The sequence below is a fragment of the Catenovulum sediminis genome (assembly GCF_007289895.1).
GTDB lineage: Bacteria > Pseudomonadota > Gammaproteobacteria > Enterobacterales > Alteromonadaceae > Catenovulum > Catenovulum sediminis.
This window is the reverse complement of sequence record NZ_CP041660.1, coordinates 3,856,607-3,871,108: the sequence shown is the minus strand read 5'-3', so window position 1 is coordinate 3,871,108 and position 14,502 is coordinate 3,856,607. Positions and strand designations below refer to the sequence as shown.

Here is a 14,502-nt window from a genome sequence, read left to right as displayed (position 1 = left end):
TATGTTTAAATGGTTACATCCTTATGCTAAACCCGAAAAAGCTTATCAGATTTCTTTAACTCTATATAAGTGGACATTACCACTCGCCCTTATTGGATTGTTGGTGGGTAGTATTTGGGGCTTAGTATTCGCACCAGCTGATTATCAGCAAGGTGATTCCTTCCGTATTATGTATATTCACGTGCCTGCCGCGATATGGTCTATGGGTGTGTATACCTCTATGGGGATAGCCGGTTTTTGTGCTTTGGTCTGGCAGATTCGTTTAATGGAATTAAGTGTATTGGCAATGGCACCGATAGGCGCGGTATTTACGGCTATTGCTTTGTTTACCGGTTCTTTATGGGGTAAACCCATGTGGGGTACTTGGTGGGTGTGGGATGCAAGATTAACCTCTGAGTTGATTTTACTGTTTTTATATTTAGGTGTGTTTGCGCTTTTTCAAAGTTTTGATGATAAAAGAACGGGCGCGAAAGCAGCCTGTATATTAGCGGTTATTGGGGTGATAAATGTGCCTATTATTCATTATTCAGTAGAGTGGTGGAACACATTGCATCAGGGCGCCAGTATTACAAAATTTGACAAGCCGTCTATAGCAGGGCCAATGTTATGGCCATTATTGATTAATATCTTTTCTGTTTTGGTTTTGTTTATTGCATTTACCAGTTACCGTTTTGCAACTGAGGTGCTTAGAGCAGACAGTCATAGAAAATGGGTTCATCAGTTAATTAAACAAAAAGTGTAATATTATGGGTGTATTTGAATCTTTTAGTCAGTTTTTGGATATGCGTGGTTACGCATTTTATGTATGGACATCTTATGGCTTATCCGTTGCGGTTGTCGTTTTGTTATTTATATGGTCTAAATCACAACGTAATTCTCTAATAGAAGAAATTAAGCAGCAGGATGAAGTTCGAAAAGTGCGCAAAAACCAAAGTAGTTCGGAGATGCGTTTATGAAAACGAGACGACAAAAAAGAGCGTTTACAGCCTTTATTTTATTGAGCGGATTAGCGGTTACTGTTGCTCTAGTTTTGTATGCGCTGAGTGAAAATATTGATTTGTTTTATACCCCATCAGAAATCATTAATGGGAAAAATGAAACAGGCGTGAAACCTGCAATCGGACAGCGGCTGCGTATTGGGGGCATGGTGGTTGAGGGGAGTGTAGAACGGGCGAAAGATAGCCTTGAGGTTAAATTCAAGCTAACGGATACCGGACCTCAGGTAACGATATTATACGATGGCATCTTGCCAGATTTATTTCGCGAAGGTCAGGGCATTGTTGCAAACGGCTATCTACGAGAAAACAATGTGATTGAAGCGTTTGAAGTACTCGCTAAACATGATGAAGAATATATGCCGCCTGAATTAGCCGAAGCAATGAAAGGCATTAAACATGTCAAACCACAAGATAACCCTGCATATTCAGGATACTCAAAATGATCCCAGAAATTGGTCACTTCGCATTATTAATTAGTTTGGTTTTTGCTATTTCGCTAGCCATATTTCCATTAATAGGGGCACAAAAAAATATCGCTGAGTTGGTCGGATTAGCCAAACCGCTGGTTTATGCAAATTTTGTATTATTGTCAGTTTCGTTATTTTGTTTAGCCTGGGCTTTTTATCATAACGACTTCTCTGTTACTTATGTTGCGATGAATTCAAACAGTGCATTGCCTTGGTATTATAGAATATCCGCAGTTTGGGGTGCCCACGAGGGATCACTACTTTTGTGGGTTTGGATACTCGCTTTATGGACGGCGGCAGTTGCACTATTGAGTCGCAGTTTAGATGATGCAGATGTTGCGCGGGTATTAGCGGTGATGGGATTTATCGCAATCGGCTTTCTCGCGTTTGTGATTTTCACCTCTAACCCGTTTGAAAGAACCTTTCCGATGTTTCCGGTTGATGGCCGTGATTTAAACCCGTTGTTGCAAGATATTGGGCTGATAATTCACCCGCCAATGTTATATATGGGATATGTCGGATTTTCAGTGGCCTTCGCATTTGCTGTAGCAGCTTTGTTAGGCGGTAAATTAGATGCGACTTGGGCAAGATGGTCCAGACCCTGGACATTAGCCGCGTGGGGGTTTTTAACAATAGGCATTACGCTAGGTAGCTGGTGGGCATATTATGAATTAGGCTGGGGGGGCTGGTGGTTTTGGGATCCAGTTGAAAATGCATCCTTTATGCCTTGGATCGCTGGAACCGCACTGATACATTCGCTTGCGGTAACCGAAAAACGAGGTGCCTTTAAAAGCTGGACTGTGTTGTTGGCAATCACCGCTTTTTCGTTAAGCTTGTTAGGTACCTTTTTAGTGCGCTCGGGGATTTTAGTCTCGGTACATGCATTTGCCAGCGATCCAACTCGTGGTTTGTTTATTTTAGTCTACTTACTTATCGTGATAGGCGGGGCATTAACCTTATATGCCAGTCGGGCTTCACAGGTGGTAAGTACACACCGATATAAACTTTTTTCTCGAGAAGTTTTGTTATTTATAAATAATGTATTATTGGCTGCCGCTTTGTTGGTTGTACTGCTAGGCACATTGTTACCATTGGTACATAAAGAAATTGGTTTAGGCTCTATTTCTATCGGCGCACCATTTTTTGATAAAGTGTCTTCTTATTGGTTTATTCCATTTTCGATTATGTTGGCTATAGCGCCGTTTGTTCGTTGGAAGCAAGACAAGTTTTCGCGTATTAGAAACAAATTGTTACCCGGTGTGTTTTTTGCCGCTGTATTGACGCTGATGATGTATTTAACCCTAGGCGTGGATTCATTTATGAACTTATTGGGCATCAGTTTGGCTGGCTGGATTATAGCCTTAACACTTTACGAATTATTTTTAACGCGTAGTAAAGGCAAATTACCGCTTTCACACTGGGGAATGACATTTGCTCATTTAGGTTTTGCAGCTTTAGTGCTGGGGATTGCAGTCACTCAGTTTGCCAGTGTGGAGCGCAGCGTGCGCATGGTGCCGGGGGAAACCGTTGAACTCAATAACTATCATTTTACATTAGCACAAGTTAAACAAGTTGAAGGACCCAATTACTCATCTTATATGGGCGAATTTTCAGTCACCAATGGTGATGAAAAACACCTCCTGTTTGCCGAGAAACGCTATTATAAAGTGCAGTCAAGTGTTATGACAGAAGCTGGAATTGATGCTGGACTGTGGCGCGATTTGTACGTTTCTTTAGGCGAGCAACTTGAAGGGCAAGCTTGGGCGGTACGTGTGTATGTTAAGCCGTTTGTCCGTTGGATTTGGTTAGGTGGGGTATTAATGATGATAGGCTCAATTTTGTGTATTGCGGATAAGCGCTATCGCAAGGTGTTAAGTATGCGTTGTGCACATGAGGCTGAGCCGCATAATCAGCGTGGTGAAGCAACAGGTCAAACGGCGAGTTCAAATTAAGATAAAATGATGAAAAATTTTAAAGTTCTAGTCCCAATTATCACGTTTTTATTTATCAGTATCTTTTTGTATAAAGGCTTGTATTCGGATCCAACGGATATTGAAAATGCAAATTTACAACGTCCGTTTCCAGAATTTAAATTAAATGACTTAATGAATCCAGACAAAAGTTATAACAAAGCGGATTTGTTAGGCGAGGTCACCTTGATTAACGTTTGGGGAACTTGGTGCGTTACTTGTCGTGTTGAGCTGCCATTTATGACGCGTCTAAGTGAGCAGGGCATCCGTATAATCGGTGTTTATTATGATAATGCAGCTGAAGCTGTATTTTCAGGCGTTGATTTAATTCAAACGCAGCAAGACGTTAAACAAATGCTGTCTCAACTGGGTAATCCATTTCGTTTTAATATTTATGATGTGAATCGAGATCTTTCACTCGATCTTGGTGTGACAGGTGCACCTGAAAGCTTTTTGTTGGATGCAAATGGCGTTATCGTAGCACACCGTCGTGGCGCGATAGATGAACGGGTTTGGGAAAAAGAATTTGCGCCTTTAATCCGTCAATTAAAACAGGGTGGCTAACATGCATCGGGTTTTTAATATCATCTTTATTTTTACTTTAGTTGCTTTTCCAGCGCTGGCTGTTGAAGAAGATTATCCATTTGAAGATCCGCAACAGGCTAAAGTTTTTTCGCAATTGGTGAATGAATTAAGATGTCCTAAGTGTCAAAATCAAAACATAGCAGATTCTAATGCGATGGTTGCAATTGACTTAAAAAACAAAACTTATCAATTGGTTAAAGAAGGTCAATCGAAAGAGCAAGTGGTTGATTTTATGGTGCAAAGATACGGCCAGTTTGTGCATTATGATCCGCCCCTTAATTGGCTAACCATTTGGTTATGGTTAATACCTTTAAGCCTGATAGCCGCATTAGTTTTATTTGTTATTAAGCGCGGTCAACGTGAGCAAAAAGATGAAACGCAAGTGAGTGTTGATAAGCTTGCACAGGCAAAGGCGCTGTTACAGCAAATTGAAGAAGAAGGTGAAAAGAAGTGAACGAATTGTATTTGCTGTTAACCTCGTTAACTCTGATTACTTGTATTGCCGTACTATTACCTTGGATGAGAAAAAAGCATGCACTGCAGATTGATGAATCCAGGGTTAAAACGCTATATGCAGAAAAACTAGCCGATTTAAAGGATGACCTTACACAAGGTAAAATTGAGTCAGACGCCTATGAGGCCGCAAAAGACGATTTAACCATACAGTTGGCCGCTGAACTTTCAGGTAATAAACAGCATCGCACATCGAAAATACACCGTCAAAGCTTATGGTTGCTGCCTGTCTTTACGCTCTTGATATCTTTTCTGATTTACGGGTGGCAAGGGAAACCCGAGCAAATGCAAAACTGGTATCAGGCGAAAGAAAAGACACCTGATTTAGGCAAAAAACTGATTTCTGGTAATGAAAATTTTAGTCAAGAAGAGTTGCAGCAATTTTATTTAGGATTACGCACGCAACTAGCCACAAAACCAGATGATGCAACAGGTTGGTTGTTGTTAGGTCGGGTCGCATACTCAGCCGGTATTTTAGGTGAAGCTATTGAAGCATTTGAACGCAGTTTAAAAATTGATGCTAATCAATACCCTGCACAGATGAGCTTGGCACAGACCTTGATTTCGGTGGGGGATGAAAAGTCGCTTAAACGCGCAAGTCGAATTTACAATCAGCTGTTGCAAAATAACCCACAAAACGCTGAAGCACTCACCATGGCAGGTTATGTAGCATTGCAATTGGGTAATCGTCAGACTGCCCAAGAGTACTGGAAATATGCGTTGCGCTATTTACCAGAGACGGATCAACGTCGTAATGCCATTTTACAAACTTTACCAGAGCTTGCTAACGCGCCGAATGTGACACAAAATAAAGAGACTGTAAGTGAGCAAACAACGTCCGTGGGTAAGCAAATTGAGTTGACAATTGAACTAACACAAAGTACTCAGCGTATTATTGATGAATTTAAATTTTTGGTGGTATTTGCACGGCCTCAATTGTCAGGGCCTCCGGCGGCAGTTGTTCGTTTACCAATAGAAAATGGCCAAATACCTACAAAGGTCACGTTAAGTGATCAGCATGCGATGATGGATGGTTTTAATTTGTCTTCTCTTAGTTCTGCTTTTGTCACTGTGCGCTTATCAAAAGATGCTGATGTTATGATGAGTAAAGATGAAATAGAGCAGCACAGCGAGGAGTTAACATTGGCAGATAGTACAAGTTTAAAATTAATGCTCTGATTCAGTTTCAGTAGAAAGTGAGTTGCAAATAAATATAAAGGGATGAACGAATATGAAAACTTATGTAATGTCTGCGTTACTTTGTTGTTTGAGTTTTATCAGTTTGGCAGGTGAGCCTGCTTTGTATGGTTCGATAAGAATAACACCGATTGAGCATGCGACTTTTGTCATGCAAACCAAACAGCTAACCGTGTTTGTTGATCCTGTTGGTGATGCAGAACGATTCAGGCAGTTTGGTCGGCCGGATGTGATATTAATAACCGATATTCATTATGACCACATGGAACTTGACCTAGTTAAAAAATTAGCGGGGGTTGAAACCAATATACTGGCACCAAAAGCAGTCATAAAGCAATTAGGTCAGGGTAAAGCAATCAATAATGGTGAGACGCTGCGAATGAAAAATATGGTCGTCGAAGCGGTAGCTATGTATAACCTGACAGAATCACGGCTCAAGTATCATCCCAAAGGTCGAGGTAACGGATATGTTGTCACGCTCTCTGATAAAAGGATTTATATTTCAGGTGATACTGAAGATGTACCTGAAATGCGAGCACTTGAAAATATTGATATTGCGATTGTGTGTATGAATTTACCTTACACAATGACACCACAGCAAGCGGCCTCTGCAGTTATCGAAATGCAACCTAAAATTGCGATACCTTATCATTACCGCGGTACTGAAGGCTTAAGTGATATTAACGCGTTCAGTCAGTTGGTGAGTGCAAAAAATATCCGCGTTGATTTGCTGCAGTGGTATTAGGTATTAGGTTGACTGTTGATGGTCAGATTAAAAAATAATGAAACGAAGAAATAGGAATTGAAAAACCAATGAGGAATCGGTTGTTACACACCACTATTTTTGTCTGTTTGCTGCTCACAGGTTGTGCTTCTTCAAATGGGCTTGAAACTCAAAAGAATGCACAATCGAGCGCAACGAACGTAACGAGCACGCAAGCTACTTTAATTGAAAATCAAACTGTTGTTAAAGAAACACAAGATGATGATAGAGACCCATTTGAATCTGTTAACCGAGCAATTTGGGACTTTAACTACAATATTTTAGATAAATATCTAATACGACCAATGGCGGTTGGCTATAAAAATTATATGCCTTCTTTTGCTCGCACTGGCTTATTAAATGCAGCCAATAACTTAGAAGAGCCGTCTTCTGCTATCAATAATATGTTACAAGCCAAACCAGCGGAAGCTCTGACGAGTACAGGGCGCTTTTTAATAAATTCTACTGTTGGTGTTCTAGGTTTGATTGATGTTAGCAGTCATATCGGTTTACAAGATAAGCGAGAAGAATTTGGCGAGGTGCTTGGTAAGTGGGGCGTTTCTACTGGTCCTTATCTGATGTTGCCGGCAATGGGACCAAATGATGCGCGCAATTTAAGTGGCGATTTTGTTGATTCGGCTTATTTTCCGCTTAATGATTTAACGCTTTGGGTTTCAGCATTTCGTGTTGGTGTTAAAGCGTTGGAAGGTAGAATTCGTTTGATGGACCAAGAGCAACTGTTAGAAGACAGTATGGATCCCTATTTGTTTGTCAAAGAGGCATACTTTCAGCGCGTCAAATACGACTTATATGATGGCAACGTACCACAGCCAAAGGTAAGCCAACAAGAAGAAGAAGATTTCGAGGCTTTTTTAGACGATATGAAATAGCTTTGCTCGATTGTGCGGCCCAAACTGCCGCACAAAAGCTGAATACTTAAATATTAGTTAATATTAGTTACGTCAATAATCAACGAGTCGTCTAGGTTAGTGGATGATACAGTCGCTTCAGAAAAGTCATAAGATTTTCTCGCCTCGTTACGATCAATTGGCAAGTTGGCGAAATCAAACAAGCTAATATCAGCCAGTTGACTCGGACTGACATTTTTCATTGCGTTAAAGATGTTTTCAACTCTACCAGGTGTCTTTTTATCCCATTCTAGTAACATTGCTTTAATTGCTTGTCGCTGCAGATTTTCTTGAGAACCACATAAATTGCAAGGAATAATAGGATATTTTTTAATATCGGCGAATTTAATCAGATCTTTCTCACGGCAAAATGCGAGCGGCCGAATAACTACATTACGTTTGTCGTCCGATCTGAGCTTCGGTGGCATGGCACTCAGTTTTGCACCATGAAACATATTCAAAAAAAGCGTTTCAACAATATCATCTAAATGATGGCCGAGTGCAATTTTTGTCGCGCCAATAGATTCAGCAAATGAATATAAGGTTCCACGGCGCAAACGTGAACAAAGACCACAAGTGGTTTTCCCCTCTGGTACCTTTTCTTTTACGATAGAATAGGTGTCTTTGTCGACAATATAGTAGGGAATATTGAGCGACTCGAAATACTCAGGCAAAATGTGCTCAGGAAAGCCAGGTTGCTTCTGATCGAGGTTAACAGCAATGACCTCAAATTTTACAGGTGCAGATTTTTGCAGACTAAGCAGAATATCCAGCATCGCAAATGAGTCTTTTCCGCCACTTATTGCCGCCATGACCACATCGCCTTCTTCAATCATGTTGTATTCGGCAATCGCCTTTCCGACTTTATTTCTAAGTCTTTTCTCTAACTTGTTCTGTTCATGAATGATTTTTCGAGGATCTTGATTTGCCATCTTTAACACTACTTAATTAATAAATTGCAGAACTTTTCTAACAAATAAAAAAGCCGGAAGGCCCAAAATAAAGGCGGGGGCATTCTACCAATGCCTGCCATGATAATAAATAAGAATCTAAAGTAGATGTGTATTGAGGTAAACGAGTTAGATGAGGAATAGTGTGTATTATTTGCAAGGGCTGAGAAAAAATTACAAGTTTTTATTCAAATACCAACAAGTAAAATTTAAAAAAAGTAATGAATACAGTTGGTTATGTGGGTGGAATAGGGTTTGCTTGGGGGGCAGGTAAGCAAGGCAAATAAGCGTTAAACCTGTACAGCTAAAATTACCTTGTGCTTCAACTTTTGCAAATTAATGGAGGAAATAATGGCTAATACAAATACGGCAACAGCTGCAAAAAAAGTTGCAAACTCTGCAAATTCTGTCGCCGAATCATCAACTCCCATTGCCGACAACGTATCCGAAAGCCTACACCATAGTGTAGATTCAATATCTGAACAAGCTGCGAAAACGGAAGAAAAAGTAAGAGCCACTGCAGCGCAGTCGGCAGAAACAATGCATGAAAAACAAGCTCAAGCCAAAGACATGTGGCAATCGTCAGCATTGAAAAATTACGTGGATAACAACCCTGTCGCGACAGCTGGTATCGCATTTGCCGCGGGTGCTTTGTTATCTTCAATCTTGATTAAAAAGAAGTAACAAATAATGAATGAGCACGAAACGCATGCACATTCTCAAGCTGAAGAAGATGCTGAAAAAGTGCCGGATGACGTGCTGCTAAAACAAGCATTAGAATCCTGGAAGCGAACATTTACTTCATACGAAAATAAATGGCATGCTTCCAGGAGACTGGTCTTAGCAGATGCGAGCGTTTCTTTAAAAGCACTTTTTATCTGCTTGATAAGTGTATTACTTTTAGCAGGTGTTGTAATGACAATATGGATTGTCATTAATATCGGTATAGCGTACGGGCTAAGCCAAGCGGGTTTGTTTTGGTACTGGGTGTTCGCAACAATACTCATATTTAATTTTGTTTTGTTATTTGCCCTGAGACATATTTTTAAACAAGCCAAACAGGCAATTCCGTTGCGTGAATCTATCAATGCATTTTTTTCTCATTCTGAATAAGGTATTCAAATGATTGATTTTTTGACGCAAGAAAAACAGCAGCTTAAGGCTGCTAAATTAAATTATCAAATCGTTTCTATTAATCACAGCACTATCAAACAGCAGGCGGAAAAACAAAGCAAAGAAGCGATATCATCGCCCTCCGGACTGGCTATTATATTTTCACTTGGCTTTATTCATGGAACGGTCAACAAAGAAGTGACAAATGAAAAGTTAAATTGGGTAATGTTAATTTCAAAATTTGTATCTCTGTGAACCTTTATTGTAAAACTTCAACAGATCCGCATTTATCAATATGGGCAAAGGATAGAAATATGAGTGAAGTGGTTAAGTTTAAAACTATTTTAAATGGCATTGATGATACAACTCAAAAGGATGTTGTGAGGTTTGGTGATTTAGTTGCAACTTTTGAAAAGCGCGGCTTTGGCGCTTTGTTGATGGTGCCATTAGTGCGAGTGACTTTTGCCCTAGCACGAATGATGGGCTCGTTGTTATCTTGGGTTTAATAGCAGCGTTAATTGGTGGAGCTATCAGTGTAGGCGTTTTATTTTAACTTATTGTTTATAATGGTTTTTATATTAAATTAAAGTGAATCTAATAAAGATTTACAGTTGTATTTAGGAGAAGTTATGGAGTTTCTTGATTTGGAAAAGTTTTGGTCATTAATCGATGAGCGCTTGCAATCATGGCTAGAGGCTGCGATAAAAAATTTACCGAATCTTGCGGTTGCGATTGTTGTTGTACTCTGTTTTGCTTTTTTAGCGAAGTTGGCTGGCAGCGCCAGCAATAAATTATTAAAACGTGGTCTTGAGTCTCGCCAGACAGCGGATTTACTGTCCGCAATTATCAAAGTTTGTGTATTGATCGCCGGTATTTTTATCAGCTTAGATTTATTGGGCCTAAAAGGTACGGTTACATCGTTATTAGCAGGTGCGGGCATTATAGGTTTGGCTATTGGTTTTGCATTTCAGGATATGACTGAAAACCTAATTGCGGGTATTGCAATGGGCGTGCGTAAACCATTTCAAATTGGTGATATTATCGAAACCGAAAGTGTTTTTGGCACAGTGACCGCGATAAATTTGCGCAACACATTAGTTGAAACTTTTTATGGTCAACTAGAGATAGTACCAAACAAAATTTTATTCAGAAATATACTAACTAATTATTCTATGTTAGGGCATCGAAGGGTTGAAATTAAGGTGGGTATCTCTTACGCCGATGATCCTGAAAAAGCGGCAGAAGTCATTATAAATGCAATTAACAAACTCGACTTTGTAATCAATCAGGAGGAGACCGATGTTTATGCTGAAAGTTTTGGCGATAGTTCAGTTAATCTACTAGTCTGGTTTTGGATTGATTACCCAGGTGAGCCTGGCTTTATGGTGGCCAGACACAAAGCGATAGCAACAGTACGCAATGCATTAAATGACGCGGATATATTAATTCCATTCCCAATTCGCACATTGGATTTTGGCATAAAAGGTGGAGAAAAGCTGGATGCTATGCTATCTAACTTTAAAAGTACCTCGACAAATACGAGTAAACACAGTTCAGGCAATGCAAAGCAAAATGCAGTAAAAGGGAATACATCTGATAACTCGGGTGAAAATACACAAGCCTAACTTTAGTGGCTCATGGAGATGCAAGTTAATGAGACGATATCATCTTTCAAACAAGACGTATGCTTGGTGTATCGTCTCCCTGATTTTCACCGTATTTTTGTCAGCTTGTGCCTCGACAGCCAATAACCAAGTAGAGAAAAATTCTGGACAAACTATAGAAAACGCTGAGCAGCCAGTCGGGCCATATGAAGCTATCGGACAAGGTCTGACAGTTGTATCCTACCAAGAAGTTGAAGACCCGCTGCGTATTATCAATGAACCCATCTTTAAATTTAATGATATTTTTTACCGTTATGCACTGACACCAATCAGTAAAGGCTACAACACAGTTGTACCGGATCCTGTCGATAAACGTATCGGCAGTTTTTTTAACAACTTACAAGAACCATTATTTGCCTTAAACCATTTATTTCAGGGAGAATTTGCCAATTCAGGGCAAAGCATGACGCGTTTTGTGGTTAATACAACAATAGGCTTGTTAGGCTTGTTTGATCCGGCAGATGTCTGGTTTGAAATTGAGCAAAATAAAACCACTTTCAGCCATACATTAGCCTCTTATGGGGTTGGTCAGGGGGCGTATTTGGTATTGCCTTTTATTGGTCCGTCGAATTATCGCGACTTGGCTTCATTTTCATTTGATTATCTATTGCATCCAATCAATCAAATAAATGATAAACAAGCGGCGACACATATTCGCACGTCTGGCAGTGTGCATGCGCAAGTTCCGTTTTTATCCAACTATCCACAAGTGCTGCAAGGTGTTGATAATGAATATGAGTTCATCCGCAATTTATATATGCAAACCAGCGAACGTGATGCTCAGTTTTATCAGGGGAGACAATTTACGGCCTTGCAAACAACGAAAGGACAGAAGAATGCAGATCAACAACAAGCTGAAGAGCAGCAAGCTGAAGCGTTGCAGGCTTCTGAGAACTCGGATGAATAGGGTTTTAAATGAGTAAAGATACTAAAATGCGTGCTCTATCTTGGGGGATATGCATATGTTTTACGATTTTATTGGCATTTTTAGGCTGGCAAGCACAATACTTTGAAATTGATGCGTCAGCGGATACCTTATTGGTAGAAAACAACAAGCATCATATTCACACGCAAATTGTTGATCAAAAATATGCTACACAAGAATTTATTTTGATTGCTTATAAACCCAAAGCGAAAAATATATTTGAGCCGGCTAGCTTACAAAAAATCTTAGATATAAGCGCACAGATAAAAAAAATACAACGTGTTAAACAAGTGCGCAGCATAGTTAATGTCCCCATATTTACACAAGCAAATGGTATCTCTGCCGATGTAAATAGTCTCACTTGGGAAAACCAACAATATGATGCACAAACTTTAAAACTCAGTTTAAACAGTCATCCATTATATGAAGGGCTATTAATCAACGAGGCGCAAGATGCTTTGTCAATGCAGGTTGTTTTTAACACACCTGAAAAACTATCCAAGTTACAACAGCAAAGTGTAGAGATTAAAAAACATTTGCTAGACAGAGAGCTAAACACCCAAGAAAAGCAAAAACTCGAACAATTACAAGCTCAGATTGAACGTATTAATAAACTGCTAGATAAAAAACGAATAAATGAAATTGAACAAATTAGGGCAATTTTAAAGCAGTTCGGCCAACAAGATGAATTTTACTTAGGTGGCAATAATTTATTGGCATATGAACTGATTAATATTATTAAAAGTGATTTATTGATATTTGGTAGTGCGATTTTGTCGGTCGTTGTATTTTTACTTTGGTATTTGTTTCGTCAATTCAGCTGGGTATTGCTACCCGTTATCAGCTGCGCAACGAGTGTTTTGCTAACTTTGGGTTTGTTAGCGTTATTTGGTTTAAAAGTAACGGTCATTTCTGCCAATGTCATTGCGCTACAAATTATTCTAACGTTAGCAATGATCATTCATATTATTGTACGTTACCAGGAAATTGTGCAACGCGAACAAGCGTCACAACAAAACTTTAAGCATCAAACAAACCAAGTTGTTTTGGTGACAGAAACCATTAAAAGCAAAATCAAACCCTGTTTATTTGCCGGCATTACCACAACAATCGGCTTCGGCACGTTGATATTAAGCTCTGTACAGCCGGTTATCAGCTTCGGCTGGATGATGGTATTGGCCATGCTGGTGAGTTTTGCTGTCAGTCTGGTTTTTTTTCCGGCATTATTAATCACGTTTTATTCAGTAAAAGCTCATGTTGAAAAACATAAACTCATCGAAAATAGCATGCGAGGTATCGCAGGTTTGACGCAAAACTCGACGCGTTTGCTTGTCGTGTTCACTGTGTTGATAACCTTGTGTATAGGCATCGGCAGTCTTAAATTAACAGCTGAAAACAGTTTTCTAAACTACTTTGACGAATCTACCGATGTCAGGCGAGAGTTGAGCTACATAGACCAGCAGTTTGGTGGCTCAACCAGTTTAGATGTGATTTATAAAATTCCACCCTCTCAAATTAAAGAAAACTTAATATTATCGGCCGAGGCTGTGCAGTCAGTTGCTGACATACAAGATATGCTCGCGCAACAATCTGCTATGGGTAACATAACCTCACTGGCCGACTTTACTAAAATTGCACAAGTCGTTAATGGGAAACCATTGACTGAGTACGAGTTGACAGTGTTGTACAAAAGCTTAGACAAAGAGTTGAGACAAGATCTTTTTGCTGCCTATTTTTCAAAAAGCGATAACGAAGTCAGAATCAGCACCCGTATTCAGGATAGTAAAGCAGGTCTTGATAGAGGTGCGCTGTTAGCAACAATTAAGCAAAACCTAGCTGATTTAGGTATCTCAGATGAACAGTATCTATTGACCGGTCTATTTGTTTTATATCAGGATATTTTAACAAAGTTGGTAGATTCTCAAATTACCACTTTGCTTGTGGTTTACATCGCAATGGCTTTGGTATTATTGCTGATTTTTTCTTCGTGGAAAATAGCTCTGATAGCGCTGGTACCTAATATTATTACAACCGTAATTGTGATGGGGATCATGGGCTGGCTTGCGATACCACTTGATTTAATGACAATGACGATAGCCACAGTGGCAATGGGGATCTCAATGGATGATACCATTCACTATGTACATCGGTATTTACAAGAATTAAAGGAGCATAACGACGGGAATGTAATCGAAGCGACAAATTTATCTGTTGGATATGCGCTTGTTTACACGACAACCATTATCATAATTGGTTTTGGTATGCTGGTTTTTTCTAACTTTGTACCCAGTATGCTGTTTGGCTTGTTAACGGGGATTGCGATGTTTGTCGCATTAATAACCGATATTACTATCTTGCCAGTAATGTTGACTAAATTTATCCGAAAATAAAGGCGTTTATCGGCAAATAAGGGAGCGCGCGCGAAATGCACAATGTGATAGCCACAATG

Annotated in this window: 17 protein-coding genes; 16 read left to right on the top strand and 1 reads right to left on the bottom strand. The window is 39.6% G+C overall.

From position 1 onward, the window contains the following. Position 1 precedes the first annotated feature (1 nt). The 9 genes from FNT16_RS16510 (at position 2) to FNT16_RS16470 (ending at position 7,383) form a co-directional block, all read left to right on the top strand. Positions 2–742 (top strand): heme ABC transporter permease, encoded by a 741-nt coding sequence (locus tag FNT16_RS16510; protein WP_143872617.1) that lies wholly within the window; start codon positions 2–4, stop codon positions 740–742. A 4-nt stretch (positions 743–746) separates the two neighbouring features. After that, on the top strand, positions 747–956 hold the full coding sequence (gene ccmD / locus FNT16_RS16505) for a heme exporter protein CcmD (RefSeq protein WP_143872616.1): 210 nt from the start codon (positions 747–749) through the stop codon (positions 954–956). Further along, a complete protein-coding gene (gene ccmE / locus FNT16_RS16500) occupies positions 953–1,441 on the top strand; it encodes a cytochrome c maturation protein CcmE (RefSeq protein ID WP_143872615.1) in 489 nt (162 codons plus the stop codon). The genes ccmD and ccmE overlap by 4 nt, the downstream gene beginning before the upstream one ends. Then, the gene (locus FNT16_RS16495; RefSeq protein WP_143872614.1) at positions 1,438–3,417 is read left to right on the top strand and encodes a heme lyase CcmF/NrfE family subunit; all 1,980 of its coding nucleotides are present in this window, start codon (positions 1,438–1,440) and stop codon (positions 3,415–3,417) included. Before ccmE ends, FNT16_RS16495 begins: the two co-directional genes overlap by 4 nt. Positions 3,418–3,423: 6 nt before the next feature. Beyond that, a complete protein-coding gene (locus FNT16_RS16490; protein ID WP_342779145.1) occupies positions 3,424–3,999 on the top strand; it encodes a DsbE family thiol:disulfide interchange protein in 576 nt (191 codons plus the stop codon). Position 4,000: 1 nt separating this feature from the next. Continuing rightward, the gene (locus FNT16_RS16485) at positions 4,001–4,474 is read left to right on the top strand and encodes a cytochrome c-type biogenesis protein (protein ID WP_143872613.1); all 474 of its coding nucleotides are present in this window, start codon (positions 4,001–4,003) and stop codon (positions 4,472–4,474) included. Beyond that, positions 4,471–5,712: a c-type cytochrome biogenesis protein CcmI gene (ccmI, locus tag FNT16_RS16480; RefSeq protein ID WP_143872612.1), complete on the top strand. Its 1,242-nt coding sequence runs from the start codon at positions 4,471–4,473 to the stop codon at positions 5,710–5,712. The genes FNT16_RS16485 and ccmI overlap by 4 nt, the downstream gene beginning before the upstream one ends. A gap of 52 nt (positions 5,713–5,764) precedes the next feature. Then, positions 5,765–6,475: an MBL fold metallo-hydrolase gene (locus FNT16_RS16475; RefSeq protein WP_143872611.1), complete on the top strand. Its 711-nt coding sequence runs from the start codon at positions 5,765–5,767 to the stop codon at positions 6,473–6,475. Between the two features lie 68 nt (positions 6,476–6,543). Continuing rightward, complete coding sequence (locus tag FNT16_RS16470) at positions 6,544–7,383, top strand: MlaA family lipoprotein (protein WP_143872610.1); 840 nt, start codon at positions 6,544–6,546, stop codon at positions 7,381–7,383. 53 nt (positions 7,384–7,436) lie between these two features. Here the strand turns inward: FNT16_RS16470 and ttcA are convergent, their stop codons facing one another. Then, positions 7,437–8,333, bottom strand: a complete 897-nt coding sequence (gene ttcA / locus FNT16_RS16465; protein WP_143872609.1) for a tRNA 2-thiocytidine(32) synthetase TtcA — start codon at positions 8,331–8,333, stop codon at positions 7,437–7,439. Positions 8,334–8,702: 369 nt separating this feature from the next. Between ttcA and FNT16_RS16460 the strand changes: the two genes are divergently transcribed. From FNT16_RS16460 to FNT16_RS16430, 7 genes are all read left to right on the top strand, one after another. Next, positions 8,703–9,035 (top strand): DUF883 domain-containing protein, encoded by a 333-nt coding sequence (locus tag FNT16_RS16460; protein ID WP_143872608.1) that lies wholly within the window; start codon positions 8,703–8,705, stop codon positions 9,033–9,035. Between the two features lie 6 nt (positions 9,036–9,041). Further along, positions 9,042–9,464, top strand: a complete 423-nt coding sequence (locus FNT16_RS16455; protein WP_143872607.1) for a hypothetical protein — start codon at positions 9,042–9,044, stop codon at positions 9,462–9,464. Between the two features lie 9 nt (positions 9,465–9,473). Continuing rightward, on the top strand, positions 9,474–9,719 hold the full coding sequence (locus FNT16_RS16450; protein WP_143872606.1) for a hypothetical protein: 246 nt from the start codon (positions 9,474–9,476) through the stop codon (positions 9,717–9,719). A gap of 59 nt (positions 9,720–9,778) precedes the next feature. Next, positions 9,779–9,970, top strand: coding sequence for an exopolysaccharide biosynthesis protein (locus FNT16_RS16445; protein ID WP_143872605.1), 192 nt, complete (start codon positions 9,779–9,781; stop codon positions 9,968–9,970). Between the two features lie 123 nt (positions 9,971–10,093). Beyond that, on the top strand, positions 10,094–11,089 hold the full coding sequence (locus FNT16_RS16440) for a mechanosensitive ion channel family protein (protein ID WP_143872604.1): 996 nt from the start codon (positions 10,094–10,096) through the stop codon (positions 11,087–11,089). 28 nt (positions 11,090–11,117) lie between these two features. Beyond that, the gene (locus FNT16_RS16435) at positions 11,118–12,035 is read left to right on the top strand and encodes an MlaA family lipoprotein (RefSeq protein ID WP_143872603.1); all 918 of its coding nucleotides are present in this window, start codon (positions 11,118–11,120) and stop codon (positions 12,033–12,035) included. A gap of 8 nt (positions 12,036–12,043) precedes the next feature. Next, on the top strand, positions 12,044–14,443 hold the full coding sequence (locus FNT16_RS16430) for an efflux RND transporter permease subunit (RefSeq protein WP_143872602.1): 2,400 nt from the start codon (positions 12,044–12,046) through the stop codon (positions 14,441–14,443). The last annotated feature ends 59 nt before the right edge of the window (positions 14,444–14,502 follow it).

Bases quoted from the DNA above. Each gene is read 5' to 3' on its own strand.
- FNT16_RS16470 (WP_143872610.1), top strand. From the start codon at position 6,544: ATGAGGAATCGGTTGTTACACACCACTATTTTTGTCTGTTTGCTGCTC.
- FNT16_RS16445 (WP_143872605.1), top strand. From the start codon at position 9,779: ATGAGTGAAGTGGTTAAGTTTAAAACTATTTTAAATGGCATTGATGAT.
- FNT16_RS16475 (WP_143872611.1), top strand. From the start codon at position 5,765: ATGAAAACTTATGTAATGTCTGCGTTACTTTGTTGTTTGAGTTTTATC.
- FNT16_RS16430 (WP_143872602.1), top strand. From the start codon at position 12,044: ATGAGTAAAGATACTAAAATGCGTGCTCTATCTTGGGGGATATGCATA.
- FNT16_RS16440 (WP_143872604.1), top strand. From the start codon at position 10,094: ATGGAGTTTCTTGATTTGGAAAAGTTTTGGTCATTAATCGATGAGCGC.
- ttcA (WP_143872609.1), bottom strand. From the start codon at position 8,333: ATGGCAAATCAAGATCCTCGAAAAATCATTCATGAACAGAACAAGTTA.
- FNT16_RS16485 (WP_143872613.1), top strand. From the start codon at position 4,001: ATGCATCGGGTTTTTAATATCATCTTTATTTTTACTTTAGTTGCTTTT.
- ccmE (WP_143872615.1), top strand. From the start codon at position 953: ATGAAAACGAGACGACAAAAAAGAGCGTTTACAGCCTTTATTTTATTG.
- FNT16_RS16435 (WP_143872603.1), top strand. From the start codon at position 11,118: ATGAGACGATATCATCTTTCAAACAAGACGTATGCTTGGTGTATCGTC.
- FNT16_RS16460 (WP_143872608.1), top strand. From the start codon at position 8,703: ATGGCTAATACAAATACGGCAACAGCTGCAAAAAAAGTTGCAAACTCT.
- FNT16_RS16490 (WP_342779145.1), top strand. From the start codon at position 3,424: ATGATGAAAAATTTTAAAGTTCTAGTCCCAATTATCACGTTTTTATTT.
- FNT16_RS16455 (WP_143872607.1), top strand. From the start codon at position 9,042: ATGAATGAGCACGAAACGCATGCACATTCTCAAGCTGAAGAAGATGCT.
- FNT16_RS16510 (WP_143872617.1), top strand. From the start codon at position 2: ATGTTTAAATGGTTACATCCTTATGCTAAACCCGAAAAAGCTTATCAG.
- ccmD (WP_143872616.1), top strand. From the start codon at position 747: ATGGGTGTATTTGAATCTTTTAGTCAGTTTTTGGATATGCGTGGTTAC.
- FNT16_RS16450 (WP_143872606.1), top strand. From the start codon at position 9,474: ATGATTGATTTTTTGACGCAAGAAAAACAGCAGCTTAAGGCTGCTAAA.
- FNT16_RS16495 (WP_143872614.1), top strand. From the start codon at position 1,438: ATGATCCCAGAAATTGGTCACTTCGCATTATTAATTAGTTTGGTTTTT.